Source organism: Mesorhizobium salmacidum (SeqCode) (assembly GCF_037179605.1).
Classification (GTDB): Bacteria; Pseudomonadota; Alphaproteobacteria; order Rhizobiales; family Rhizobiaceae; genus Mesorhizobium; species Mesorhizobium salmacidum.
This window is the reverse complement of record NZ_JAPYKS010000003.1, coordinates 228082-248534: the sequence shown is the minus strand read 5'-3', so window position 1 is coordinate 248534 and position 20453 is coordinate 228082. Positions and strand designations below refer to the sequence as shown.

Annotated in this window: 22 protein-coding genes and 2 pseudogenes; 13 read left to right on the top strand and 11 right to left on the bottom strand. The window is 63.4% G+C overall.

Annotated elements, in window-relative coordinates; translation table 11 throughout:
* Positions 1-165: 165 nt before the first annotated feature.
* Genes lptB through lptC form a run of 3 tightly spaced genes read right to left on the bottom strand, consistent with a single transcriptional unit; the run spans position 166 to position 2292 of the window.
* Positions 166-984, bottom strand: a complete 819-nt coding sequence (gene lptB / locus O7A60_RS05770; protein ID WP_337105446.1) for an LPS export ABC transporter ATP-binding protein — start codon at positions 982-984, stop codon at positions 166-168.
* Entirely contained in the window at positions 984-1592 is a 609-nt protein-coding gene (locus O7A60_RS05765; protein ID WP_337105444.1) for an LptA/OstA family protein, read from the bottom strand. Before O7A60_RS05765 ends, lptB begins: the two co-directional genes overlap by 1 nt.
* Entirely contained in the window at positions 1579-2292 is a 714-nt protein-coding gene (gene lptC, locus O7A60_RS05760; RefSeq protein ID WP_337105443.1) for an LPS export ABC transporter periplasmic protein LptC, read from the bottom strand. Before lptC ends, O7A60_RS05765 begins: the two co-directional genes overlap by 14 nt.
* Before the next feature lie 353 nt (positions 2293-2645).
* On the opposite strand from lptC, the gene sppA reads away from it, so the two are divergent.
* The 4 genes from sppA to lhpI all read left to right on the top strand — a co-directional run bounded on the left by sppA (position 2646) and on the right by lhpI (position 5387).
* Positions 2646-3602 carry a signal peptide peptidase SppA gene (gene sppA, locus O7A60_RS05755; RefSeq protein ID WP_337105442.1) on the top strand — a complete coding sequence of 319 codons (957 nt, stop codon included), beginning with the start codon at positions 2646-2648 and terminating at the stop codon, positions 3600-3602.
* 79 nt (positions 3603-3681) lie between these two features.
* Positions 3682-3966 carry an integration host factor subunit beta gene (locus O7A60_RS05750; RefSeq protein WP_006200394.1) on the top strand — a complete coding sequence of 95 codons (285 nt, stop codon included), beginning with the start codon at positions 3682-3684 and terminating at the stop codon, positions 3964-3966.
* A 40-nt stretch (positions 3967-4006) separates the two neighbouring features.
* Positions 4007-4384, top strand: a complete 378-nt coding sequence (locus tag O7A60_RS05745) for a DUF1049 domain-containing protein (protein WP_337105428.1) — start codon at positions 4007-4009, stop codon at positions 4382-4384.
* 37 nt (positions 4385-4421) lie between these two features.
* A complete protein-coding gene (gene lhpI / locus O7A60_RS05740; RefSeq protein ID WP_337105427.1) occupies positions 4422-5387 on the top strand; it encodes a bifunctional Delta(1)-pyrroline-2-carboxylate/Delta(1)-piperideine-2-carboxylate reductase in 966 nt (321 codons plus the stop codon).
* Between the two features lie 5 nt (positions 5388-5392).
* Here lhpI and O7A60_RS05735 read toward each other — a convergent pair.
* Together O7A60_RS05735 and O7A60_RS05730 are read right to left on the bottom strand one after the other, a co-directional pair.
* A pseudogene (locus tag O7A60_RS05735) lies at positions 5393-5536 on the bottom strand (EVE domain-containing protein); the annotation flags it as partial.
* A 26-nt stretch (positions 5537-5562) separates the two neighbouring features.
* Positions 5563-5646: pseudogene (locus O7A60_RS05730) on the bottom strand (transcriptional regulator); the annotation flags it as partial.
* A gap of 98 nt (positions 5647-5744) precedes the next feature.
* Between O7A60_RS05730 and O7A60_RS05725 the strand changes: the two are divergent.
* From O7A60_RS05725 to olsB, 7 genes are all read left to right on the top strand, one after another.
* On the top strand, positions 5745-6230 hold the full coding sequence (locus O7A60_RS05725) for a DUF1772 domain-containing protein (protein ID WP_337105425.1): 486 nt from the start codon (positions 5745-5747) through the stop codon (positions 6228-6230).
* Positions 6231-6320: 90 nt separating this feature from the next.
* Complete coding sequence (locus tag O7A60_RS05720; RefSeq protein WP_337105424.1) at positions 6321-7409, top strand: class I SAM-dependent rRNA methyltransferase; 1089 nt, start codon at positions 6321-6323, stop codon at positions 7407-7409.
* Between the two features lies 1 nt (position 7410).
* A complete protein-coding gene (locus O7A60_RS05715) occupies positions 7411-8268 on the top strand; it encodes a TrmH family RNA methyltransferase (RefSeq protein WP_337105423.1) in 858 nt (285 codons plus the stop codon).
* A 13-nt stretch (positions 8269-8281) separates the two neighbouring features.
* Positions 8282-8764: a signal peptidase II gene (lspA, locus tag O7A60_RS05710; RefSeq protein WP_337105422.1), complete on the top strand. Its 483-nt coding sequence runs from the start codon at positions 8282-8284 to the stop codon at positions 8762-8764.
* A gap of 55 nt (positions 8765-8819) precedes the next feature.
* On the top strand, positions 8820-9809 hold the full coding sequence (gene acuI / locus O7A60_RS05705; protein ID WP_027143047.1) for an acrylyl-CoA reductase (NADPH): 990 nt from the start codon (positions 8820-8822) through the stop codon (positions 9807-9809).
* Positions 9810-9949: 140 nt separating this feature from the next.
* Complete coding sequence (locus O7A60_RS05700) at positions 9950-12259, top strand: hybrid sensor histidine kinase/response regulator (RefSeq protein ID WP_337105421.1); 2310 nt, start codon at positions 9950-9952, stop codon at positions 12257-12259.
* A 240-nt stretch (positions 12260-12499) separates the two neighbouring features.
* A complete protein-coding gene (gene olsB, locus O7A60_RS05695; RefSeq protein WP_337105558.1) occupies positions 12500-13375 on the top strand; it encodes a l-ornithine N(alpha)-acyltransferase in 876 nt (291 codons plus the stop codon).
* A 147-nt stretch (positions 13376-13522) separates the two neighbouring features.
* On the opposite strand, the gene O7A60_RS05690 is transcribed toward olsB, so the two are convergent.
* Positions 13523-14155 (bottom strand): trimeric intracellular cation channel family protein, encoded by a 633-nt coding sequence (locus O7A60_RS05690; RefSeq protein ID WP_027143050.1) that lies wholly within the window; start codon positions 14153-14155, stop codon positions 13523-13525.
* Positions 14156-14268: 113 nt separating this feature from the next.
* Positions 14269-14901, bottom strand: coding sequence for a nucleotide exchange factor GrpE (gene grpE / locus O7A60_RS05685; protein ID WP_337105420.1), 633 nt, complete (start codon positions 14899-14901; stop codon positions 14269-14271).
* A 238-nt stretch (positions 14902-15139) separates the two neighbouring features.
* On the opposite strand from grpE, the gene O7A60_RS05680 reads away from it, so the two are divergent.
* Both O7A60_RS05680 and O7A60_RS05675 read left to right on the top strand, forming a co-directional pair.
* Entirely contained in the window at positions 15140-15349 is a 210-nt protein-coding gene (locus O7A60_RS05680; RefSeq protein ID WP_027143052.1) for a hypothetical protein, read from the top strand.
* A gap of 79 nt (positions 15350-15428) precedes the next feature.
* Positions 15429-16451: a fatty acid desaturase gene (locus tag O7A60_RS05675; RefSeq protein ID WP_337105419.1), complete on the top strand. Its 1023-nt coding sequence runs from the start codon at positions 15429-15431 to the stop codon at positions 16449-16451.
* A gap of 113 nt (positions 16452-16564) precedes the next feature.
* Here the strand turns inward: O7A60_RS05675 and O7A60_RS05670 are convergent, their stop codons facing one another.
* The 4 genes from O7A60_RS05670 to O7A60_RS05655 all read right to left on the bottom strand — a co-directional run bounded on the left by O7A60_RS05670 (position 16565) and on the right by O7A60_RS05655 (position 20440).
* Positions 16565-17185 carry a DJ-1/PfpI family protein gene (locus O7A60_RS05670; protein ID WP_337105418.1) on the bottom strand — a complete coding sequence of 207 codons (621 nt, stop codon included), beginning with the start codon at positions 17183-17185 and terminating at the stop codon, positions 16565-16567.
* Between the two features lie 156 nt (positions 17186-17341).
* Entirely contained in the window at positions 17342-17881 is a 540-nt protein-coding gene (locus O7A60_RS05665) for a DUF934 domain-containing protein (RefSeq protein ID WP_337105417.1), read from the bottom strand.
* 149 nt (positions 17882-18030) lie between these two features.
* Positions 18031-18795, bottom strand: a complete 765-nt coding sequence (locus O7A60_RS05660) for a phosphoadenylyl-sulfate reductase (protein WP_027143056.1) — start codon at positions 18793-18795, stop codon at positions 18031-18033.
* Positions 18770-20440 carry a nitrite/sulfite reductase gene (locus tag O7A60_RS05655; RefSeq protein ID WP_337105416.1) on the bottom strand — a complete coding sequence of 557 codons (1671 nt, stop codon included), beginning with the start codon at positions 20438-20440 and terminating at the stop codon, positions 18770-18772. The genes O7A60_RS05660 and O7A60_RS05655 overlap by 26 nt, the downstream gene beginning before the upstream one ends.
* Positions 20441-20453: the final 13 nt, after the last annotated feature.

Here is a 20453-nt window from a genome sequence, read left to right as displayed (position 1 = left end):
TATTGCGGATCAAAATCGCGGAAAACAGGTCGTCGGCGCGCAAAAAATCGTATCAGGAAACAAATTTCACGCTGAGAGCGATTCCAGGAGCCGGGGAAAAATGGCTTCCGATCGGAATTCCGTGAAAAAGAGACGGGAGGTTCGCCGTTTCAGACAGCGAACGTCTCAGAGCGTGAAACCCTCGCCGAGATAAAGCCGCCGCACGTCGGGATTTGCCACCACTTCGTCGGCGCGGCCATGGGTCAGCACCTGGCCGGCATGGATGATATAGGCACGGTCGATCAGGCCGAGCGTCTCACGCACATTGTGGTCGGTGATGAGGACACCGATGCCGCGCGCCGTCAGGTGACGCACCAATTGCTGGATGTCGGCGACGGCGATCGGATCGATGCCGGCGAAGGGTTCGTCCAGCAGCATATAGGCCGGGCGCGTCGCCAGCGCGCGCGCGATTTCCAGGCGCCGCCTTTCGCCGCCCGAGAGCGACATGGACGGCGCCTTGCGCAGATGGCTGATGTGAAATTCCTCGAGCAGTTCGTCGAGGTTGCGCTCGCGAACCTTGCGGTCCTTTTCGACCACTTCGAGCACGGCGCGGATGTTCTGTTCGACATTGAGGCCGCGGAAGATCGAGGCCTCCTGTGGCAGATAGCCGATGCCGAGGCGCGCGCGGCGATACATTGGCATCGAGGTGACGTCGAAGCCGTCGATCTCGATCGTGCCTTCATCCACCGGCACCAGGCCAGTAACCATGTAGAAACAGGTCGTCTTGCCGGCGCCGTTGGGGCCGAGCAGCCCGACGGCTTCGCCAGCGCGCACGCCCAGCGTGACGCCGCTGACGACCTTGCGGCCCTTGTAGCTCTTGGTCAGGCCCTTGGCGATCAAGGTTCCCTTGAACTTCGCCTTGTCGACGGTGATCGCGGCCGGAGCCGAAAGCTTGCCTGCGGCCCGCCCCGGAAGACGCGCCGTCAGCGACGACAGGCTGGCCATCAGGGGTTCGTCGCTCCCGATTTCGACGCATCCGATTTCGGCGGGGGCGTGATCGACATCTGCACGCGCTGCCCAGCGCATGGGTCGACCTGGGCCAGCCCGCTTTTCATCTGCACGGTGAGCTTGCAGCCGACCAGGACATTGTCGTTTTGCGACAGGACGACCTTTTTGCCCGAAAGCACAAGCACCTGGCTCTTCATGTCGAAGCTGCCCTGATCGCCGGTCGCGACCTGCTGATCCGACTTGATGTAGACCTTGTCGGAGATCTCCAGGTGATCGATGTTGGCCGAGCCGGTCATGGCTGCCGCCCCGGCGGCTTCGGCCCCCTTCGCGCCCGCGTTGGGATCCTTGACGTAGTAGACCATCATCTTGCCGGCCTTCATCAGCGTCGGCCCCTGGACGACGGTGACGTTGCCCGTGAAGATGGCGACACTGTCGGCCTGGTGGACTTCCAGCTTGTCGCTTTCGATCTGGATTGGTTTGTCGCCGGCCAGTTTGAGACCCGACACCTGACTGGCCGCCCCCGACTGCGCCAGCGACGGCGCCAGGCTTAGCAGGAACAGCGCCGAAGTTGCGGCCGCAAGCCGTGTCGAACTATTGACCCACATTCGCTTCTTCGCCCTTTGCCTCAGCCGCCTTCAGAACGGCGGGATCGATATTGACACGAACTTTGTTCTCGAACACCAGGATCTTGCCATTGTCCTGGACCGACATCGAATCCGCCCTGATCTGCGACCCGCCACGGCTGACATCGACGGGATCATCCGTCTTCATAGTGCCTTTGCCCATGTCGAGGAAGACCGATTTGAACTTGGCCTGCATGCCGTCGGTCGTGGTAATGGTCACGTCGCTGTTCAGTTTCATCGTGTTGCCGTCGCGATCGTAGGTACCGTGCGAGGCTTTTACCGCCGCGACATTGTCGGGCGCGATCGGCACCTTGGCGTCGATGCCTTCGAGTTCGATGATGCCTTGCGTGCTCACATCCTGTATCGCCCGCAGCGCCGTCATCGAATAAGGCTGCTTCTGCTTGGTGAAACCGTTGAGTTTGGGATTGGCCATCACCAGCTTGCCGTTGGAGAAGGCGGTGCCTTCGGCCTGCACCGCGACGGAGACGGGCGCGGCGAAATAGGAATAGACCGGGAAGGCCACGGCGATCAACGCCGCAGCCAAGGGCACGGCGAATTTGAGCACGCGCACGCGCCGCGAATGACGCTGGGCGCGGTCGAAAGCTTCGCCCCGCGTCCAGCCATCCGCCGGGGGAGCCAACTCCGTCTCCGGGCTGGTCTGTTCATTCGGTCGCGCTAACATGACTGCTTTCTTCCAAAACCCTGCCCAGGAGCCCCGCCTATAGGTGGGACGCCAGCGCCCTCACGCAAGCACAAGCCGACGAAAACCGCAAAAATGTGACAGCTGCCGTGCACAAACAAAACCGGGTCAGCGCAACAGCCAGTGCTTCATAGCAGAAATAGACGCCCTTGCGTCTTTTTTCATCACCGAAGTTCTTCGCACTTACCTTGCATCGCTCGCATAGGCCAGTCACAAAAAAGACAGCATATGGACCGTCGCGCGCAGATCGTCGCGCCATGTGCGGGACGGAACTGCTTCCCGATGAAGACATCATGGTCTAAAAGCGTCTCTTCCCGCTGACTGTGAGGCTGACGATGGCATTGAGAGCCGACGACCTGATCGACCGCCGCCGCTTGCGGCGCAAACTGACTTTCTGGCGTGTTGCGGCCTTTGGTATCGTGGCGCTCGGCGTGATTGCGCTGTCGACCTGGTTCTATGGCGACGATTTCGGGGGCTCTGCCGTCGACCACATCGCCAAGGTCAGGGTCGAAGGCACCATCACCGAGGACGACGAACTGATCAAGCGGCTGGAGACCATCCGCCAGTCGCCGAAAGTAAAAGGCGTGATCCTGGTGGTCGATTCTCCTGGCGGCACGACCGTCGGCGGGGAGTCGATCTACGAGGAGGTGCGCAAGCTCGCCGCCGACAAGCCTGTCGTGGCCGAGGTCGGCACGCTCGCCGCGTCGGCGGGCTACATGATCGCCAGTGCCGCCGACCATATCGTCGCCCGCAAAACCTCGATCGTCGGCTCGATCGGCGTGCTGATCCAATATCCCGACGTCAGCGGCCTGATGGACAAGCTCGGCGTCAAGCTGGAGGAGGTGAAATCCTCGCCGCTGAAAGCCTCACCCTCGCCCTTCAAGCCGACCAATGACGACGAACGCGCCATGGTCCGCAAGCTCATCCTTGACAGCTACGACTGGTTCGTCGGCATCGTCGCGGAACGCCGCAAGATGACTCACGAACAGGCGCTGGCGCTCGCCGACGGTTCGATCTTCACCGGCCGCCAGGGTGTTGCCAACGGGCTGATCGACGCCGTCGGCGGCGAGTCTGTGGCGATCGACTGGCTGGCGACCAAGGGTGTCAATGCCAAACTCAAGGTGGTCGAGTGGAAGGACACGGAACGGCGCGGCGGTTTCCTGTGGTCGAAGGCGATGGCACGCACGGTCGCCGGCGCGCTCGGCCTGCCGGACTCCGGCGGCGACGTCATCCATGAACTTGGCGCCGACCGCTTGTTTCTTGACGGTCTCGTTTCCGTCTGGCACCCTTGAGACGCGTTGGGACAGCTGAAAAAGCAAATAAAATCATCCTGATAATTTTGGCCGAACTGCTTTCACGGGGACCCGTCTGATGATCAAGTCCGAGCTTGTGCAGATTATTGCCACGCGCAATCCGCATCTTTTCCTGCGCGACGTCGAAAACATCGTCGGCGCGATCTTCGATGAAATCACTGACGCGCTTGCCGAGGGCAACCGGGTCGAATTGCGCGGTTTCGGCGCTTTTTCGGTGAAGAACCGACCTGCCCGCACCGGCCGCAACCCGCGCACCGGCGAATCCGTCGAGGTCGAGGAGAAATGGGTGCCGTTCTTCAAGACCGGCAAGGAACTGCGTGAAAGACTGAACGGCGGCAAGTAGCCGGACGGCTTGTCCCGGCCCGCTTGCGACGGAAAATATCATGCTCAACCGCTTCATACTTATCGTGATCTTCGTGCCCCTGGCGATCATCCTGATCGCTTTGGCCGTCGCCAACCGCGAACTCGTCGCCTTCACGCTGGACCCGTTCAATCCCGGCAATCCGAAGCTGACGCTGACCTTGCCGCTGTTTATTTTCCTGTTCCTGGCGCTCGCCGTCGGCATGGTCGTCGGCAGCCTGGCGACATGGGTCAAGCAGGGCCGCTACCGCAAGCTGGCGCGCCAGCGCGGCGTCGAGGCGGAAAACCTGCGCCAGGCAGTCCGCGCGCCTTCAGTGCCGCAAGCCCCTGTCCAAGGGTCGGCCCCAGGGTCAGCCCCAGGGTCAGCCCCAGGGTCAGCATTGCCGAAGCCCACCAATTAAAGCGTCGGCCGGCGCATTTCTTTTCACGGAGCCTTTCATGCTGACCATTTCGGCCGCCGAGGTCGATCGTGCGCTGACCTTTGCTGGTCTGGTCGAGACGCTGCGCACGGCATTTCGCGAGGGCGCGGTGCAGCCGGTCAGGCATCATCACGCGGTCGAAAGGCCTGACGGTGCGGCGTCGACCCTGCTGCTGATGCCGGCCTGGACCGACTTTCAAGCCGCGGGCGGTTCCGCCGGCGGCCATATCGGCGTCAAGATCGTCACCGTCTCGCCCGACAACAACACCATCGGCAAGCCCGCCGTGATGGGGCTCTACCTCCTGCTCGACGGCGGCACCGGCGAACCGGAAGCCCTGATCGACGGCCAGCGGCTGACGCAGTGGCGCACGGCCTGCGCCTCGGCGCTCGCGGCGTCCTATCTCGCCCGTGACGATGCCTCGCGGCTGCTGGTGGTCGGCGCCGGCGCGCTGTCACCCTTCCTGGCCAAGGCGCACAGCGCCGTGCGGCCAATCAAGACCATCCGCATCTGGAACCGCACCTCGGCCAACGCCGAGAAAGTCGCGGCCGATCTGTGCGCCGAGGGCTTCGCGGCCAGCGCGGCGACCGATCTCGATGCCGAGCTTGGCCAGGCCGACATAGTCTCCTCGGCGACAATCACCACCACGCCGCTGATCAAGGGTGCCCTGCTGCGGCCGGGAACCCATGTCGATCTGGTTGGCGGCTTCACCCCGACGATGCGCGAAAGCGATGACGACGCGATCATGCGCGCCCGCGTCTATGTCGACACGCGCGCCGGCGCCACCAAGGAGGCCGGCGACATCGTCCAGCCACTGGCCTCCGGCGTGCTGAAGCCGAAAGCCATCGTCGCCGACCTGCACGAACTGGCGCGCGGCCAAAGGGAAGGCCGCGGCAGCCCTGACGAGATCACGCTGTTCAAGTCGGTTGGCGCGGCACTCGAGGACTTGGCCGCCGGCATTGCCGTCTACAAGGCGCTCAGGGGCTAATCGGTGGTCGGCGAGTAATAGACGATGCCGTCGCCAGGCCTGACGCGGTGCAGCGGTGCCGCCTTGCCGTGGTTGACCTGCATGAAGCCGCCTTGCCGGCCGCGCCGGACATGGTCGGCCGACGCTACCGCGATCCAACACGCGCTCATTTCTGTCCCCCATTGGCCTGTTCTCCGTCGGCCAATGCTTGCCCGCCCACCGGCCGGCGGTGCCGGCGCAGCGACTGGATCTGGTCAAGCAGGCGTTCGGAACGGGACATGGACGCTATCCGGGAGTGGTAAACGATAGGGCCAGCGCTGAGGCAACGGCAAGTGGCGACGGTTCGGAACGGCTTCGGCCCGGAACCGTTGTCGCGTCATGCGACTATATGGCTTCCTGCTCTTCTGGTCTGTCTTGACCGCCACGATAGCTGCGCTCAGCCTCGGGCCGTCCTTCGCCCATGTCCTGGAATCGGCGCCCCGGCTCACCCAGTGGTCCCCGGCGCTTTGGCGCGAGGCCACCGTTTTCAACGGGCAGTTCCTGCTCTTCGCTATCATTGGCGCGCCGCTGGATGTCGCGGCGGTCGCCTGCCCGGGACTGCTCGCATGGTTGCTGCGCGAGGATCGGCCGGCGGCCTGGTTCGCACTCGGCGCCACCTTGCTCTATGCGCTATCCCTGGTGCTTTGGTTCGTTCTCGTCAAACCGGCCAATAACGTTCTCGCCACCTGGGTGCCGGGCCCGATTCCCGACAATTTCGAAGCCATACGGCTGCGCTGGGAGACCGGCCACATGGCCGTCACGGCGGCCAAGGCTGTCGGCTTCGTTTCGCTGGTTGTCGCCCTCCTTTCGATCGGGCGTGGCTGAGCCATCCGCAACCGCAATGTCGCGCGGGTTTGTTGCGCCGATGGGCATAGCTGTGGCAGAAGCGGGCCGAACCGCCGGAGAAGCTGCCTCTTGAAGTCTTTTCGCGACAAACGCCGCGACGGCCGACCGCACCCAGCGAAGAGCGGGACCGTACAGCCGCGCCAGGCCGAGAATCGTTCCGCGGTCAAGCCAGATGCCAGGCCGCGCGAACAACACAATGTGAAACCGGAAAACCGGTTCGAGCCGAAATCCGCGCCGCGCATCCTCGCCCGCCGCGAAGGCGCCCTGCCCGCTGAGCACCTTCCGGTAATCCTCGAAGTAGCTCCCAACGCAGATTACGCGCTGCTCGACAGCGGTGCCGGCCAAAAGCTTGAGCAATACGGTCCCTACCGCATCGTGCGGCCCGAGGGCCAGGCGATCTGGCAGAAGGCTCTGCCGGCAAGGGACTGGGAGCGGGCCGACGCGATCTTCACCGGCGACACCGACGAGGAGGGCATCGGCCGCTGGCGTTTTCCCAAGACACCGCTCGGCGAAACCTGGCCGATGAAGCATGACGGCATCGACTATCTCGGCCGTTTCACCTCGTTTCGCCATGTCGGCGTCTTTCCCGAGCAGGCCTCGCACTGGGACCATATGGCGGACCTGATCGCGGCGGCCAGGCGCCCCGTCAAGGTGCTCAACCTGTTCGGCTATACCGGCCTTGCCTCGCTGGTGGCGGCGCGCGCGGGTGCGGAGGTCACCCATGTCGACGCCTCGAAGAAGGCGATCGGCTGGGCGCGCGAAAACCAGGAGATGGCCGGTCTTGGCGCCAAGTCGATCCGCTGGATCGTCGACGACGCGGTGAAGTTCGCCGAACGCGAGGAGCGTCGCGGCAGCCGCTACGACATCATCCTCTTCGACCCGCCGGCCTATGGCCGCGGCCCCAAGGGCGAAGTGTGGCAGTTGTTCGAGGACCTGCCTGATTTGACGGACCTCTGTCGCTCGATCCTGACCCCAAAACCGCTTGCCGTGGTTCTGACCGCCTATTCGATCCGTGCCTCCTTCTTCGCCATCCACGCTCTGATGCGCGACACCTTTGCCGGCATGGGCGGCAAGGTTGAATCGGGCGAGCTGATCATCCGTGAAAAGTCCGTCGGCCGGGCGCTTTCGACTTCACTGTTTTCGCGCTGGGTGGCCTGACATGAACGAACGGCATGCCGGCGCACCAGGCCAGGTGAAGGAAGTCACCAGCCTTGCCAATCCGCTGGTCAAGGACATCAAGGCACTTGCCTTGAAGAAATTCCGCGACCAGCAGAACGCCTTCATGGCCGAAGGGCTGAAGCTGGTCATCGATGCGCTCGATTTGGGCTGGCAGATCAGGACGCTTGTTTTCGCCAAGGCCGGACGCGGCAACGCGGCTGTGGAAAAGGTCGCGGCGCGCACCGTTGCCGCCGGCGGCACCGTGCTCGAAGTATCGGAAAAGGTGCTTGTCGCCATCACCCGCCGCGACAATCCGCAAATGGTGGTCGGCGTCTTTTCGCAAAAATTCCTGGCCCTGAAGGACATCCGTGCCGACAATGGCGATGTCTGGGTGGCGCTCGACCGGGTGCGTGATCCAGGCAATCTCGGCACCGTCATCCGCACCGTCGATGCCGTCGGCGCCAGGGGCGTCATTCTGGTCGGCGATACCACCGATCCGTTTTCTGTGGAAACTGTACGCGCCACCATGGGTTCCATTTTCGCCGTGCCAGTGGCGAAGGCAACGACCGAGGCATTCCTGGCCTGGCGCGGCGGCTTTTCAGGTCTCGTTGCCGGCACGCATCTGAAAGGCGCGGTCGACTACCGCTCGGTCGATTTCTCCCGCGGGCCGGTGCTGCTGATGATGGGCAACGAGCAGCAGGGCTTGCCCGAAAGCCTGGCGGCAAGCTGCGACAGGCTGCTCAGGATTCCGCAGGCGGGCCGTGCCGATTCGCTCAACCTCGCGGTCGCCACCGGCATCATGCTGTTCGAGATCAGGCGCGGCGCGCTGAAACTCGAACCAATCCCGGACCAGCAATGAGGATTGCCCAATCGTGAAGTCATGGTCTCCCTACGCGCTGCTCGTCATCCTGGCCATCGGACTCGACCAATGGATAAAGGCGCTGGTCGAGGCCGGCCTGCCCTTCCAGGAAAAGCTCGACCTCCTGCCCTTCCTGGCGCTGTTTCGCACCTATAATACCGGCATCGCCTTCTCGATGTTCTCCTCCTTCGGCGATGCCGGTCTCGTGGTCATCGCCGTGCTGGTCGTCGCCTTCGTGCTTTACCTCGCCACGCGCACGCCATCGGGCCATATCATCGCCCGCATCGGCTTTGCCTTGATCATCGGCGGCGCGCTGGGCAATCTGATCGACCGTGCCGTCTACGGCCACGTCATCGATTACATCCTGTTCCACACGCCGGTCTGGTCCTTCGCCGTCTTCAACCTTGCGGACGCCTTCATTTCCGTGGGCGCGGCGCTGGTCGTCTTCGACGAACTCATCGGCTGGCGGCGTGAACCCACGCCTTCGAACGATTGACCCCACGCTGCCATCGCCGCACAGTCACACGCCAAGCAAGTTCGCGGAGAAAAAGATGACCGAAACCTTCAAAGCCATCCTCGTTTCGCGCGACGCCGAGAAAAAACAGTCGGTCGCCGTGACCGATCTCACCGACGCCGATCTGATGGAGGGCGACGTTACCATCGCGGTCGAGGCGACGACGGTGAACTACAAGGATGGACTGGCCATCTCGGGCAAGGCGCCGGTGATCCGCCGATGGCCGCTGGTGCCGGGCATCGACCTTGCCGGCACCGTCATCTCCTCTTCCAATCCCGACTGGCGCAAGGGCGACAAGGTCATCCTGAATGGCTGGGGCGTTGGCGAAACCCATTTCGGCGCCTATGCCGGGCGCGCCCGCGTGAAGGGCGACTGGCTGGTGCCTCTGCCGGAAGGCATGAGCGCGCATGATGCCATGGCGGTCGGCACCGCCGGCTACACGGCCATGCTCTGCGTCATGGCCCTGGAGCGGCACGGCATCCTGCCCGATCGCGGCCCTGTCGTGGTTACGGGCGCTGCCGGCGGCGTCGGTTCGGTCGCGGTCTCGATCCTATCCAGCCTCGGCTACCATGTCATTGCCTCGACCGGCCGCAATGCCGAAAGCCCTTACCTGATCAACCTCGGCGCCGCCGAGGTGATATCGCGCGACGAGCTCAACCAGCCCGCCAAGCCGCTGGCCAAGGAGCGTTGGGCCGGCGGCATCGACTCGGTCGGCAGCCACACGCTGGCCAACGTTCTGTCGATGACCTCCTATGGCGGGGCGGTCGCCGCCTGCGGCCTGGCCGGCGGCATGGATCTGCCGTCGAGCGTCGCTCCCTTCATCCTGCGCGGCGTCTCCCTGCTCGGCATCGATTCTGTGATGGCACCGAAGGCCGTACGCCTCGAGGCGTGGCGGCGCATCGGTGCCGATCTCGATGTCGACAAGCTCGCCAGCCTGTCCACGACCATCGGCTTCGACGGCATCATCGATGCGGCACACGACATCGTCGATGGCAAGATCCGCGGCCGTGTCGTGGTCGACATGTGACCCGTCGGGGTCGCGACGCCGGACGGAATTGCCACATTGGCTGGCAAATCCGTCGCCGCCGAGGCAAAAACGCCCAATCCGCTAAAATTCGAACGATCCCCCGCAATTTTCCATAATCTCTGTCTGGCAAAGGATTTCGCATGATCGCGGAATCCGACAGCCAACCGGTCGACGCAGGCGACGATATCGATGCAGGTGACGACATCGATGCGGCACCGGCGCAAGCGCCGGCGTCTGCGCGGCGGTTTATCGCCGCGCCGCCGCTGGTGCCCGATCAGCAACCGGCCAAGCGGGAAAGCCTGCCGATCCTGACCTTCGTTGTCATGGCGCTGGCAGGCCTCTCCTATCTGACCGGGGCGCCGGCCTTCATCAGCGTGGCGTTGCTGGTAACCGGCCTTGCCGGCCTGGCCATGCATCTGCACGCCAGACGCAGCGTGCGCCGCAATACGGTCATGCTTGACGAAACCACCGCCCGCAACCGCGCCGAGATCGAGACGCTGGCCGACCGCATGTGGGAGATGCAGGAAAGCGAGGAGCGCTTTCGCGGTCTCATCGACGCGCTCGGCGACCTCGTCATCCATCGCGACCGCGACGGTTACATCGTCTATGCCAACAAGGTGTTCGCCGACCTTGTCGAAACCGATCAGCGCGACCTTGCCGGCAAGACGCTGGCCGAGCTCGGCATCGAGGTCGGTATCGTTCCCGATGCCGCTTTCTCCGACCATGAATGCCTGAGTTCCACCGACGTTGAAATCCGCACGCCGACCGGCCCGCGCTGGTTCTCGTGGATCGAGCTGTCGGTGCGCGATAAGGACAGCAATGCCGTCTCGCATCGCGCCATCGCCCGCGACATCACCGCACGCAAGCGCGCCGAATCGTCCATGATCACCGCGCGCGAGCGCGCTGAGTTCGCAAGCCAGGCCAAGTCGCGCTTCCTCGCCACGGTCAGCCATGAGATCCGCACGCCGATGAACGGCATCATGGGCATGGCCAGACTGCTCGCCGACACCAGGCTGTCGCCGGAGCAGCAGACCTATGTCGGGGCCATCTCGACTTCGGCCAGCGCCTTGCTTGCCCTGATCGAGGACCTGCTCGACTATTCCAAGATCGAGGCCGGACGCTTCGATCCCGAACCGCAGCCGATGTCCGTGCGCGAGATCGCCGACAACATCATCGAACTGATGGCCGCACGCGCCTTCGCCAAGAATATTGGCCTCGGCTGCCATGTCGAACCGGATGTGCCGCAATTGATCACAGCCGATCCGGGCCGGGTCAGGCAGGTGCTGCTCAACCTCATCGGCAACGCCATCAAGTTCACCGACAGCGGCGGCGTTCTGGTCAGCGTCGCGCGCGCCCGCACCGAGACCACCGACCGCATCTGCTTCACCATCGCTGATACCGGTCCCGGCCTGCGCGACGAGGACATGGAGCGCATCTTCGAGGAATTCGAGCAGGCCGACGGCACCTCGACGCGCCGGCATGGCGGTGCCGGACTGGGACTTGCCATCTCCAAGCGCCTGGTGGCCGCCATGGGCGGCGCGATTTCGGTCTCCAGCCGGCTTGGCCAGGGATCGGAATTCGTCTTCGAAATTCCCGCCATATCAGCCACCGAGCCACCGCAGGGCCGGTTGAACGCGCTTGCCGGGCGACGCGCCGTGATCCTGTCCAAGAACACCGTCGAGGCCGACGCCATCGCCCGCACCATCCGCGCCAATGGCGGCGCGGCCGGCATGGCCACCACCGTGGCTCAGGCCGCTTCCTTTGCCGACGGCTGCGACGTGCTTCTGGTCGACGCGGCCCTGGAAGAGAGTGACGGAAGGCTGCTCAAGCGGCTTCGTCAACATGGGTTCGCCAATTGCGAAGCCATCACGCTGATTGCCCCCACCGACCGCGGCATGCTTGGCGAGTTTCGCGGCAGCGGCTACGCGACATTCCTTGCCCGGCCAGTGCGCGGAGGAACACTCTTGCGTGTCCTTTTGAGCAGCCACGCACCGGTCCTTGCCCCGCCGCAGCCGGAAAAACGACGCGCATCGGCGCTTCGTGCGTCAGGCGAACGCCAGCAGGGCCTGTCCGTGCTGATCGCCGAGGACAACGACATCAATGCCATGCTGGCCCGTGCAACGCTGGTGAAGGCCGGACATCGCGTCAAGGTGGTCGGCAATGGCAAGGCCGCCGTCGAGGCGGTCACGGGCGCCGGCCACAACCGCCGTTTCGACGTGGTTCTGATGGATCTGCATATGCCGGTCATGGACGGGCTGGACGCCATTGCCGCGATTCGTCGCCATGAGGAGGAGACATCCGTGCCGCCCGTGCCGATCATGGTGCTGTCAGCCGATAGCCAGGAAAAGACCCGTCACGCGGTGCTTGCCCACGGCGCCAGCGGCTTCGTCACCAAGCCGCTTGACCCCGAGGCGCTGGTCAGCGCCGTCGAAGGCCAGGTCGCCGCTTGAGCCGCCTTTTGCCGGTGCGTGGCTGACGAAGACCACCAAAAAAGCAGCCCGGTTTCGGCGCCCGCGAACACCACGCACCTGGGGCCTTGTGACGCAACATAGCCGGTTGACCGCTTTCGCCAGCCGACGAAGTATTGCCCGCGACGCCGTATCACGGTACTGTCACAATCCTGTTGCACCTACACCGTATCCCCGTGCCAAGAGGGATGGCTCGAAGGAGAATCACTCGTGCATACAGTTATGCCGGAATGTGACACTCGGCCGAACGCCAGCAGCGCCTTGCTCGCCGGACGTAATGTCGATTCCATCATAAAAGGCGCAGCGCTCGGCCGTATCGGCAACCTCGAAGTGCGGCTTGCCCGCAACGAGGCCGAGATCGCTGCCGCGCAGGAAGTGCGTTACCGTGTATTTTATGATGAGCTTGGCGCCAGGAAGGATCTGTTCCAGGCGCAGGACCGCCGTGACGCCGACCGTTTCGACCCGCTCTGCGACCATCTGCTCGTCCTCGATACCACGCTTTCCGGCCCTGAGCACCGCCGCATCGTCGGCACCTATCGCTTGCTGCGGCAAGAAATCGCGGCAACCGCCGGCGGCTTCTATTCCGAAGGCGAATTCGAGCTGACCAAGCTCATCGCCCGTCATCCCGGCCAGCGTTTCCTCGAACTCGGCCGCTCCTGTGTTTTACCCGAATACCGTTCGAAGCGCACCATCGAGGCGCTGTGGCAAGGCATCTGGGCCTATATCAATCATTACGAAATCGGCGTGATGACCGGTTGTGCCTCATTCCACGGCACCGTGCCTGCGGCGCATGCCGAGGCGCTCACCTATCTCGCCCATCATTGCCGCACAAACTCGGCCTGGGACGTGCGGGCTGTGGCCGAACGCTATTGCTCCATGGACCTGATGCCGATCGAGGCGGTCAACACCAAGGCGGCGATCGCGGCGATGCCGCCTCTAGTCAAGGGCTATCTGCGGGTAGGCGCTCGCATCGGCGATGGTTGCGTCATCGACCGCGAATTCTCCACGGTCGACATTTTCGTCGTGATGCCGGTCAAGGAGATCGGCGCACGCTACGTCAATTATTATGGCGGGGAAGCGCAGCGCTTCGCGGCGTGACGATAGCGAATAGCGAATAGCGAATAGCGAATAGCGAATAGCGAATAGCGAATAGCGAATAGCGAATAGCGAGAGTTATGCCGCAGCCGTGAGGCTGCCAACCCCCTATTCGCTACTCACTACTCGCTACTCGCTACTCCCTTCTTTTCACGGAATGTCTTCCGGCCGCCGGCCGGGCCGGCTCTTGTAGGATGGAAAGGTCCAGCCGAAACGGAGCGCACCGCCGCGCACCGCGAATGCCGCGGCGAAGCCGGCCAGCTCGGAAACGATCGGCGGCAATCCTGTGACATCGCCAGCCGTGAAGATTGCAGCGCCCGCGAGAGCGGCCGTAACATAGATCTCCGGCCTCAGCAGCACCGAGGGTTCACCCGCCAACAGATCACGCAGGATGCCGCCCGACGTGGCGGTGAGCACGCCGGTGATGACGGAAACGACCGGCGAACCGGTAATGGCCAGGCCCTTGGCCGCACCCATAACCGAAAAAGCGGCCAACCCGATGGCGTCGAGCCAGAGCAGCCACTTCCAGCGGGATTCGACACGGTGCGCACCAAAGAACACCAGCACCGCGACCGCCGCGCAGATCAGCACGTAGCTGGAGTTGGCGACCCAGAAAACCGGCAAATTGAGGATGACGTCGCGAAGCGTGCCGCCGCCGATACCGGTGACGCTGGCCAGGAACAGGAAACCGATGATGTCGAGCTGTTTGCGCGACGCCGCCAACGCCCCTGTCGCCGCGAAGACGGCAACGCCGGCATAGTCGAGAAGGGCGATGGGGTTCATGGGCCGAGCGAATAGTGAGGTAGCGAGTAGCGGAATAGCACGAAGCCGCAGCTTAGTGTCAGCCCCTACTTCCTATTCGCTACTCCCTATTCGCTACTCACTACTCACTATCCTCACGCATCCTTCTCGGCCTGCTCATTGACCGGCCCTGGCTCGACCGGCGCGTCGGCCGCGATTTTCGGGCCGCCCTTGGCGACGCCGACCATGGCCGGGCGCAGCACCCGCTCGCCGATCGAATAGCCCGGCTGCACGACTTGGACCACGGTGTTGGCAGGGACATCGGGATTGGGAACTTCGAACATCGCCTGGTGGAAATTGGGATCGAACTTCTCGCCTTCCGGAGCGAGTTTCTTGACTCCATGCCGTTCCAGCGCCGACAGCATGGCGCGCTCGGTCAGATCGACGCCTTCGATCAGTGCCTTGAAGCCGGCATTCCCCGACGCCTTGGCCTCGGCGGGAATGGCATCCAGCGCGCGGCGCAGATTGTCCGACACCGACAACATGTCACGGGCAAAATTCGCCACCGCGTAGGTGCGCGCGTCGTGCACGTCGCGCGCGGTGCGGCGGCGCAGGTTCTCCATCTCGGCCGCGACGCGTAGTGCGCGGTCCTTCAGCTCTTCGTTTTCCTTCAGCAGGCGCACAAGCGCTTCATAGTCGCCATCGATGCTGCCTTCCGTACGCTCGACATTGGCCTCGGCCGCCTCGGCTTCACTGGGCGCGCGTTCGTCTTTTGCCTGGTCGCTCATCGCCGTTTCCCGTCATCTCGAATGGTATGGATTTGTGCCCGATATCGAGGTTCGCAGGCCAAAAATCAAGGGGAAAGCGACCGTAAGGACCTTTCACCGGACCTGGAAGGCACCAAGGCGGTAATCCGATTTTAATTCAAATTTTACCGTGCTTGCCGGCTTTGCTTGCCACAAGGCCGTGATGCGGGAACCATTCCGTTGCTGGAGGAGTTTGGGACCCGACGCAGGATTTGAACCGATGACCCGCAACAAGCTCGAAAAAACAGAAAGGCTCGCTGCGGAGGTTCGGCGCCAGATCGGCGCCGAGGCGATGAAGCGCTTTCTGCGCACCTTGCCAGCCTTCCGCACCGAAACCGACATCCCGGACCGCTTCGGGCAATTGCTCGACCACCTCGACAGGGTCGAGGATGGCGACGTCGGCTGGCGACGGGCAGTGAGGATCGACTAGGCCTTACGCGACAATTACGCACAGTAACTTTACGTGATCATCGACTTGCGGTGGCGGCGCACCCCGCCTATGCTTCCTGATGAACATGATTTCCCCCGAAGCGGCGGCCAATAGCAAGCGCGCCTGGCTCAAGATCCTGGCGCGCTACAAAAAGCCTGACAGGCGACGCAGCGCACTTGAACTTGCCATCACCCTCATTCCCTTCGCCACTCTGTGGGCTCTGTCGTCCGCGGCCTATGCCTATGGTCATTGGTGGGGACTGATCCTCATCTTGCCCGCGGCCGGATTCCTGGTGCGGATTTTCATGATCCAGCACGATTGTGGCCATGGCTCCTTCTTTGCCAATCGCCATGCCGATGACTGGATCGGTCGTGCGCTGGGCATCCTGACGCTGACGCCTTACGACTGCTGGCGGCGCGCCCATGCCACGCATCATGCCAGCGCCGGCAATCTCGACGAGCGCGGCATGGGAGACATCAGGACGTTGACCGTCGCCGAATACCGGCGGATGTCCTGGCGGGGCCGTCTGGCCTACCGTCTCTACCGCCATCCCCTGGTGATGTTCGGCCTGGGGCCGGTCTGGCTGTTCATCTTCTCGCAAAGGCTGCCCGTCGGCATGATGCGCGGCGGCCTGACGCCCTGGGTTTCGTCAATGACCACCAATCTTGGCATCGCGCTTGTCGCGGCCATCCTCATCTGGGTCATCGGTCCCGGCGCGTTCCTGATTGTCCATCTGCCGATCGTCATTCTCGCCGGTTCGGCCGGCATCTGGCTGTTCTATGTCCAGCACCAGTTCGAGGAGACCGAGTGGGCGAAGGATGGGGAATGGGAGTTCCAGCACGCCGCCCTGCACGGCTCGTCCTATTACGACCTGCCGCCGGTGCTGAACTGGCTCACCGGCAATATCGGCGTTCACCACGTCCACCACCTCTCCGCCAGGGTGCCCGGCTACCGGCTGCAGGAAGTGCTGCGGGACTATCCCGAGTTGCGCGGTATCGGCCGCGTCACTCTGCTCGAGAGCCTGCGCTGCGTCAAACTGGCCTTGTGGGACGAAAGCCGCAGCAAGCTGATATCGTTCCGCGAGGCACACGCGGCGCTATAGGCGCGGTCCACGCAGCGGACGAAAAGCCAATTGCTTGGCTTTTCGTCCGATGACCAAGGGCCGGATGAGAGGCAGCGCAAAGCTTCTCAACCGTCCGGCCAGTCCTCAAAGCCTCAGGCCGCCTGCCGCTCGTCGCGCATCAGGATCTCGCCATGGCGGATCTCAGTGCCCAGCACCTTCAGGCATTCGCGGATGAAATTGGACAGGCCCGGCCAGCCCTTGGCCGAAACGAGATTGCCGTCGACATGGGCTCCGTTCGGCGCGACGTCGATATAGATGCCGCCCGCCAGCGTCACCTCCGGCTCGCAATAGTGAAGCGCCGCCACTTCCCTGCCCCGCACCACGCCGTCGACCGCGATCAGGATCTGCACGCCATGGCAGATGGTGAAGATCGGCTTGCCTGTCTCATGGAAGTGCCGCACCAGCGCCTGCACGCGCTTGTCGATGCGGATATATTCCGGACCTCGGCCGCCCGCCGCGTAGACGGCATCGTACTGGGCCGGATCCACCTCGGAAAACATCTTGTTGAGGATGTAATCGTGGCCGGGCTTTTCGGTGTAGGTCTGGTGGCCTTCGAAATCGTGCAGCGATGTCTTCAGCACATCGCCGGCCTTCTTGTCGGGGCAGACGACATGCACGGTGTGGCCGACGGCATGCATGGCCTGTTCAAAGACGAAAATTTCATATTCCTCGCTGAACTCGCCAACGAGCATCAATATCTTCTTGCCAGCCATTCCCGGTTCCTCCCTTTGTGGCCATTATTTCGGGTTCCGAAATAATCGCATTATCCTAAGGGCAAGATGATGCAGGGAAAAGCGCAAATCGCACAATTGGTACGACCAGTTTGGGTCTTCCTCGATTGAGAGGGCTTTGGCTTCGTAGAAAACGCGTCAGCTGCCGCGAACCCGGCGCCAGGAATATTTCGGCCCCTTGGGCTCCGCTTCCGCTATGGCGGCCGGCTGGTAGTAAAGCCCCAACCCGCCGGTGCGGCCCTCTTCCAGGCGCTTCAAGAGCACTGGATTCGAGACCTCGAACTCGTCGAAGCCAAGCCGCAGCATATGCGGCAACGGGTCGACCAGGACCTGCCCGGTGGCACGCAGCGCGCCCGTGAAATGATAGCGGCTGCGCAGCAGTTCGCCTTTGGAGAAGGAGCGGCCATCACCGAAGGCCGGGAAGGCCAGCGCCACCAGCGACAGCTGGTCGAGCAGGCCGGCGATCTTCTCGAGCTGATCGCCGGGCTGCAACAGGACGCCGAGCCGCTCCTTCGCCGAGCGGCGCACCTCCGGGTCGAGGTCGAGGAACGCCTGCAGCGGCAGGATGAAGCGGCCATTGCCGGAAAGCGCATCGGCGCTTTCGGCATGGGTCCACTCGTCCTCGCGAAAACCCTCCGGGGTCCAGAGCCGGGTCTCCGGTGTCGTCGGTTCAGTCATCAAAATTCCTAAAAATTCGAAGCGCTCCAGGGTGTGTTGAAATTCAGGTCAGGCCGCGTCGAAAACGGCTGCTTCCGAGAACCGGAGCGGAGCGTACTTGAAGTACGTGAGCACCGGAAGCACAGGCCTCACCTGAATTGCAACATACCCTATAGTGATGCGTCGGTCAGCGACACTTCCAGTCCCGACAGGTGAATGCCGCACTCGGTCTTGGCATGACCGGCCCAGCGGCCGCTGCGCGCGTCCTCGCCCGGCTGCACCGGCTGCGTGCAGGGAAAGCAGCCGATCGACAGATAACCATAGGCGACCAGTGGATTTTCGCGCAGCGCATGCGCGCGCATGTAGCCGGCCTGATCCGACGTCGTCCAGCGCGCCAGTGGATTGATGCGGATGCGCGGGCCGACCGCCTCGAACACCGGAAGTGCGGCCCGTGTCGAGGCCTGGAAGCGCTTGCGGCCTGTGAACCAGGCGCGGAAGGGTGCGATGCCACGTGCCAGCGGCTCGACCTTGCGCACGTCGCAGCAGGCGTCGGTGTTGTTCTGGTGCAGATTGCCGGTCGGATCGATCCGTTCGAGCGCCGCTTCGTCAGGCTTGATGACCCGGATGTTGGTCAGCCCGAAATCGGCGACCAGCGCGTCGCGATAGCCGAGCGTCTCCTCGAAATGCTTGCCGGTATCGAGGAAGACGACCGGCAGCGTGCGGTCGATCTTGGCGATCATGTGCAGCAGCACCGCCGAATCCGCGCCGAACGAAGACACGGCGGCGATCTCGTCGTGAAACAGCTCATTGGCCGATCGTTCGATGATCTCGATCGGGCTGAGATGACCGTAGAGCGCGTCAAACCCCGCCGCCTTGGCGGCGGCGCCGTCCTCGACGTCGACAATATGGTCAAGCGGCCTTGGCTTCGCCAGCATAGAGCGCCTCCTTGAACGGCGCGGGACCGACACGGCGGTAGGCGTCGATGAATATTTCGTGTGGGTTGAGCCGAAGGCCGAGATAGGTATCGACGATCGTCTCGATGGCGTCGGTGATTTCTTCCGACGAGAAGCCGCGGCCGATGATTTCGCCGACGGAGGTGTTTTCGTCGGCGGAACCGCCGAGCGTCACCTGGTAGAGTTCGGAGCCCTTCTTCTCGACACCCAGGATGCCGATATGACCGACATGGTGGTGGCCGCAGGCATTGATGCAGCCGGAGATCTTCAGCTTCAGCTCGCCGATCTCGCGTTGCCGCTCCAGCGAAGCGAAGCGTTGCGAGATTTCCTGTGCGATCGGGATCGAGCGCGCGGTCGCCAGCGCGCAATAGTCAAGGCCCGGGCACGAGATGATGTCCGAGATCAGGTTGGAATTGGCCGTCGCCAGCCCGATGTCGACCAGCGCGTCATAGACTGTCTTGAGGTCGGCGCGCGCCACATGCGGCAGGATCAGGTTCTGCTCGTGGCTGACGCGAAGCTCGTCGAAAGCGTATTTTTCGGCGATGTCGGCGACTGCTTCCATCTGGCTGTCGGTCGCATCGCCCGGCACCTCGCCGATACCCTTGAGTGAGATCGTCACCGCCGCGTAGTCGGGGTGGCGGTGCGTCACCACGTTCTGGTCGAGCCAGTCAGAGAAGCCCTTGGAATCCAGGCGCGCCACCTTGACTGCCGTGTCGCCGTCCGGCCGCCCGGTCAGCGCCGGCGGGGCGAAATAGGCCTCGATGGCGCGAATGTCGGCCTCCGGCAGCTTCAGCTCCGCGTCCTTCAACTCCTGCCACTCGGCCTCGACCTGGCGGGTGATTTCCTCTGCGCCGGTCTCGTGGACCAGGATCTTGATGCGCGCCTTGTACTTGTTGTCGCGGCGGCCATAGAGATTGTAAACGCGCAGGATCGCCGTGCAGTAGGACAGAAGGTCGGCTTCCGGCAGGAAGTCGCGGATCTTCCTCGCCACCATCGGCGTGCGACCCTGGCCGCCACCGACATAGACGGCAAAGCCGAGCTCGCCGGCGGCGTTCTTCTTCAGGTGCAGGCCGATGTCATGCGTCTGGATGGCGGCTCGGTCGCGCTCGGCTCCCGTCACCGCGATCTTGAACTTGCGCGGCAGGAACGAGAATTCCGGATGCACCGACGACCATTGCCGCAGGATTTCCGCATAGGGGCGCGGATCGGCGACCTCGTCGGCGGCCGCCCCGGCAAAATGGTCGGCGGTCACATTGCGGATGCAATTGCCGCTGGTCTGGATGGCGTGCATCTCCACGCTGGCCAGGTCCGCCAGGATCGCCGGAATGTCCGACAACGCCGGCCAGTTGAACTGGATATTCTGGCGCGTGGTGAAGTGGCCGTAGCCCTTGTCGTATTTGCGGGCGATGTGGCCGAGCATGCGCAGCTGCTTGCCGTTGAGCGTGCCATAAGGCACGGCGATGCGCAGCATGTAGGCGTGCAGCTGCAGATAGACGCCATTCATCAGCCTGAGCGGCCGGAACTGGTCCTCGGTAATCTCGCCGGACAGCCGGCGCTGGACCTGATCGCTGAACTCGGCGACGCGGGCCTGGACAAAATCGTGGTCGAACTCATCGTAACGGTACATGCTTCGTCTTTCA

Excerpts from the sequence above, each read along its gene's own strand:
- lptB (WP_337105446.1), bottom strand. The coding sequence starts at position 984 with ATGGCCAGCCTGTCGTCGCTGACGGCGCGTCTTCCGGGGCGGGCCGCA.
- O7A60_RS05765 (WP_337105444.1), bottom strand. The coding sequence starts at position 1,592 with ATGTGGGTCAATAGTTCGACACGGCTTGCGGCCGCAACTTCGGCGCTG.
- lptC (WP_337105443.1), bottom strand. The coding sequence starts at position 2,292 with ATGTTAGCGCGACCGAATGAACAGACCAGCCCGGAGACGGAGTTGGCT.
- sppA (WP_337105442.1), top strand. The coding sequence starts at position 2,646 with ATGGCATTGAGAGCCGACGACCTGATCGACCGCCGCCGCTTGCGGCGC.
- O7A60_RS05750 (WP_006200394.1), top strand. The coding sequence starts at position 3,682 with ATGATCAAGTCCGAGCTTGTGCAGATTATTGCCACGCGCAATCCGCAT.
- O7A60_RS05745 (WP_337105428.1), top strand. The coding sequence starts at position 4,007 with ATGCTCAACCGCTTCATACTTATCGTGATCTTCGTGCCCCTGGCGATC.
- lhpI (WP_337105427.1), top strand. The coding sequence starts at position 4,422 with ATGCTGACCATTTCGGCCGCCGAGGTCGATCGTGCGCTGACCTTTGCT.
- O7A60_RS05725 (WP_337105425.1), top strand. The coding sequence starts at position 5,745 with ATGCGACTATATGGCTTCCTGCTCTTCTGGTCTGTCTTGACCGCCACG.
- O7A60_RS05715 (WP_337105423.1), top strand. The coding sequence starts at position 7,411 with ATGAACGAACGGCATGCCGGCGCACCAGGCCAGGTGAAGGAAGTCACC.
- acuI (WP_027143047.1), top strand. The coding sequence starts at position 8,820 with ATGACCGAAACCTTCAAAGCCATCCTCGTTTCGCGCGACGCCGAGAAA.
- O7A60_RS05700 (WP_337105421.1), top strand. The coding sequence starts at position 9,950 with ATGATCGCGGAATCCGACAGCCAACCGGTCGACGCAGGCGACGATATC.
- olsB (WP_337105558.1), top strand. The coding sequence starts at position 12,500 with ATGCCGGAATGTGACACTCGGCCGAACGCCAGCAGCGCCTTGCTCGCC.
- O7A60_RS05690 (WP_027143050.1), bottom strand. The coding sequence starts at position 14,155 with ATGAACCCCATCGCCCTTCTCGACTATGCCGGCGTTGCCGTCTTCGCG.
- grpE (WP_337105420.1), bottom strand. The coding sequence starts at position 14,901 with ATGAGCGACCAGGCAAAAGACGAACGCGCGCCCAGTGAAGCCGAGGCG.
- O7A60_RS05680 (WP_027143052.1), top strand. The coding sequence starts at position 15,140 with ATGACCCGCAACAAGCTCGAAAAAACAGAAAGGCTCGCTGCGGAGGTT.
- O7A60_RS05675 (WP_337105419.1), top strand. The coding sequence starts at position 15,429 with ATGAACATGATTTCCCCCGAAGCGGCGGCCAATAGCAAGCGCGCCTGG.
- O7A60_RS05670 (WP_337105418.1), bottom strand. The coding sequence starts at position 17,185 with ATGGCTGGCAAGAAGATATTGATGCTCGTTGGCGAGTTCAGCGAGGAA.
- O7A60_RS05665 (WP_337105417.1), bottom strand. The coding sequence starts at position 17,881 with ATGACTGAACCGACGACACCGGAGACCCGGCTCTGGACCCCGGAGGGT.
- O7A60_RS05660 (WP_027143056.1), bottom strand. The coding sequence starts at position 18,795 with ATGCTGGCGAAGCCAAGGCCGCTTGACCATATTGTCGACGTCGAGGAC.
- O7A60_RS05655 (WP_337105416.1), bottom strand. The coding sequence starts at position 20,440 with ATGTACCGTTACGATGAGTTCGACCACGATTTTGTCCAGGCCCGCGTC.